This is a genomic window from Mesorhizobium sp. M4A.F.Ca.ET.020.02.1.1, assembly GCF_004022645.1.
Taxonomy (GTDB): domain Bacteria; phylum Pseudomonadota; class Alphaproteobacteria; order Rhizobiales; family Rhizobiaceae; genus Mesorhizobium.
The window spans coordinates 1-3606 of sequence record NZ_RZOI01000627.1; the positions used below are offsets into that span (position 1 = coordinate 1).

3 protein-coding genes are annotated in these 3606 nt (G+C 66.8%); all 3 read right to left on the minus strand.

All coding sequences use genetic code 11. The features are described 5' to 3' along the window. On the minus strand, nucleotides 1–1642 hold a 1642-nt coding region (ftsH, locus tag EN742_RS28125; protein WP_148670309.1), incomplete at its 3' end, for an ATP-dependent zinc metalloprotease FtsH. Nucleotides 1643–1766: 124 nt separating this feature from the next. Next, nucleotides 1767–3179: a tRNA lysidine(34) synthetase TilS gene (gene tilS / locus EN742_RS28130; RefSeq protein WP_127406076.1), complete on the minus strand. Its 1413-nt coding sequence runs from the start codon at nucleotides 3177–3179 to the stop codon at nucleotides 1767–1769. A 58-nt stretch (nucleotides 3180–3237) separates the two neighbouring features. After that, nucleotides 3238–3606 (minus strand): tol-pal system protein YbgF (gene ybgF / locus EN742_RS28135; RefSeq protein WP_128333529.1); only part of this gene is annotated, 369 nt, incomplete at its 5' end.

The following is a 3606-nucleotide window of genomic DNA, read 5'->3' on the forward strand; positions in this document are numbered from 1 at the left end:
GCGCCGTCTCTTCCGAGATGTTCTGCGTGCGCGCCACCGAATGGCCGAGGAAGACCTCTTCCTGGTTGTCGCCATAGGCGACATGGCCGAGCTTGTCGGAGAAGCCCCAGCGCGTGACCATGGCGCGCGCCAGCTTGGTCGCCTGCTCGATGTCGGAGGAGGCGCCGGAGGTGATGTTCTCCTTGCCGAACTTGAACTCCTCGGCGACGCGGCCGCCCATCATGATCGCCAGGCGCGAGATCATGTACTTGTAGCTCATCGAATAGCGGTCGCCTTCCGGCAACTGCATGACCATGCCGAGCGCGCGGCCGCGCGGGATGATCGTCGCCTTGTGCAGCGGATCCGCGGTCGGCACGTTGAGCGCGAGGATCGCGTGGCCGGCCTCGTGATAGGCGGTCAGTTCCTTCTCGGCCTGCGTCATCGCGGACGAGCGGCGCTCCGCGCCCATCATGATCTTGTCCTTGGCGTCCTCGAACTCGGCCATGGTGACGAGGCGCTTGTTGCGCCGCGCCGCCATCAGGGCGGATTCATTGACGAGGTTCATCAGGTCGGCGCCGGAGAAGCCCGGCGTGCCGCGCGCGATAACCTTGAGGTCGACATTTGGCGCCAGCGGCACGTTGCGCACATGCACCTTGAGGATCTTCTCGCGGCCGACGATGTCGGGGTTCGGCACCACCACCTGGCGGTCGAAGCGGCCGGGCCTGAGCAGCGCGGGGTCGAGCACGTCGGGCCGGTTGGTGGCGGCGATCAGGATGATGCTTTCGTTAGACTCGAAGCCGTCCATCTCGACCAGCAACTGGTTCAGCGTCTGTTCGCGCTCGTCATTGCCGCCGCCCAGCCCGGCGCCGCGATGGCGGCCGACCGCGTCGATTTCGTCGATGAAGATGATGCAGGGCGCGTTCTTCTTGGCCTGGTCGAACATGTCGCGGACACGGCTGGCGCCGACGCCGACGAACATCTCGACGAAGTCCGAGCCGGAGATGGTGAAGAACGGCACGTTGGCCTCGCCGGCGACCGAGCGGGCAAGCAGCGTCTTGCCGGTGCCGGGAGGGCCTACCAGAAGCACGCCGCGCGGGATCTTGCCGCCGAGGCGCTGGAACTTCTGCGGGTCGCGCAGGAACTCGACGATCTCTTCCAGGTCTTCCTTGGCCTCGTCGACGCCGGCGACGTCCTGGAAGGTGACGCGGCCGTGCGCCTCGGTCAGCAACTTGGCCTTCGACTTGCCGAAGCCCATGGCGCGTCCGGAGCCGGACTGCATCTGGCGCATGAAGAATATCCAGACGCCGAGGATCAGGATCATCGGCAGCCACGAGATCAGGTAGCCGAACAGCGAGTTGGAACCGTCGGATTCAGGCCGGGCGTTGATGGTGACGTTCTTGTCCTGCAACCGCGACACCAGCGACGGATCGCCGGGCGAATAGGTTTGGAAGCCGGTCGAACTGTCGGTGTAGGTGCCGGAAATGCGGGCGCCGGCGATGGTCACCGTCTTGACCCGTCCAGCCGCGACATCCTGCAGGAACTGCGAATAGGCGACCTCGCTCGAAGCGCCGCGCGTCTGCGGCGTCTGGAACAGGTTGAACAGGGCGATGAGCAGGACCGCTATGATCGCCCAGAGCGCGAGGTTGCGATAGTTCGGATTCATCTATTGTCCCGTTGGAGCCCGCGGACGGACACGCATGATCAGAGGAAGCTTGGGCCTAACATAGGGAGAGCGCCTCCCCTTGCCAAGCATAACAGCACGTGTGGGTTAAGCTTTCGCCCAATCATCAGGCGGCACTGTGGCCGCGGAAAGGCAAGGCCGGGAGCGGCGGCGCGCCGATCAGCCGGGCCACGGCGGCGGCGGGCGCAAGATCGAAGGACGGTAGGAAGCGGGCAAAAGGCGCAACGGCAGGGACGACGCCAATCTCCGTGAGAGCCGCGCCCTCACCGGGAAAACCGATGCATTCCGTCCCGCGCCACAATGCCGGCTCGGCGGCTAGCGCCGCGCGCGCAAGACTTGGTGGCGCGCCGCCCTCGGCAACAGCCCGCTTGCCCGCCGTGGCCGCGCCGAGCGGCGCGATCAACAATGCGCCTTGCCTGTTGCTCAGCGTGACGCGCCGGCGACCGTCCCAAAGGCCGTTATTCACGGCCAGCGCCGCCTCAGGCAGGCCGCGCGATTCGCGGCGGAGGTAGATGCCGGAGCGCCTGGCGTCGATCACCGTCCGCGACAATGTAGCGCAAAGCGGTCCGGCCCGAAACCGCTCGAACAGCGCTTGGCTACGGATCGCATCCGGCAGGAAGGCAACGCCCCCGACGGTCGCAAGCAGGATGCGCAGGGCATAGACGGCGGCCTCGGCATCGCCGGGTGCGGCGAAAGCAGGATCGAGACGGATGAGGCCGGGGACCGGCATGCCGGCAAGGTCGCGGATCAGCATAGCCGCGTGCCGCCCAAGCTCGTCACGACTCGCGGCGGCCTGCCCGGCCGACGCGGTCGCCTCCGCGAAACGCCGCGCGCCATCGTCACCCGCAAGAGCGGCCCGCATGCGCGGTCGCTCGAAATGCTGGTCGACATTGGTCGGATCCTCGGCCCAGCCGATGTTGTGGCGCCGCAGCACATCGCGCAGCGCCGCGCGTCGCGTGCCGAGGAATGGCCTGACGATCCAGCTTTGCCAATCATAGAGGGTGGCCGGCGCCATGCCGGCAAGCCCGCGTCCCTCGCTGCGCGCGCCCTCGTCGCTGGCCTCCTCGTCAGGTCTCCCTTCTTCACGGGCCGCTTCTTCACGCGCTTGCCGCATCAGCACCGTCTCGGCCTGGTCGTCGGCGGTGTGGCCGGTCAGGATGAGGCCGATGCCTTCTGCATGCGCCGCCTCCGCCAGCAGCCGGTAGCGCGCCTCGCGCGCGGCGGCGGGCAGGCCGGACGATGGCTTCATCCCCGACCAGACGATGGTGCGGTGCGCGATGCCGCGCTCGGCGCAGAGCCTGGCCACGCCGCGCGCTTCCGCCGCCGAGCCTGGCCGCAGATCGTGATCGATCGTCACCGCCAGCAGCCTGGTTGCGGGCGCAGTTCGGTCGAGATGGGTCTTGAGGAGGATGAGAAGGGCGGTCGAGTCGCTGCCGCCGGACACGGCCGCAATCGCGCCGTCAGATAAATCGATGTCAGAAAAAAGCCGTTCCGAAAGGTCAGGCCCGGTGTCGAGCATCACTGGGTGTCGCCTAAAAGTGGTCCCGATTTGGGGACACCGACAGGCAAGCGGAAAGCTAACACGCCGCGAGCGCCCGTTCCTGCTTGACGCGCTCCTTGAGCGCGCTGGAGATGTCGGGATAACGCTTGCCGATCTCGCCGAAAGTGGCGCAGGCCACATCGTTCTGCTTCAGCCCGACCAGCGACACGCCGAGCTTCAGGAGCATGTCGGGAGCCTTCTTGGCCTTCGGGTAGTCCTTGCTGGCGGCGAGGAAAACCTCGGCCGCGTCGCGGTATTTCTGCTGGCCGAGCAGCGATTCACCAAGCCAATAGTGGGCGTCCGCCGCCCTGGAGTCCTTGGGGAAGCGGCCGATGTGATCGCGGAAACCCTGTTCGGCGGTGCCGTAATCGCCCGACAGGATGAACTGGTAGGAGTTGCGGTAGAG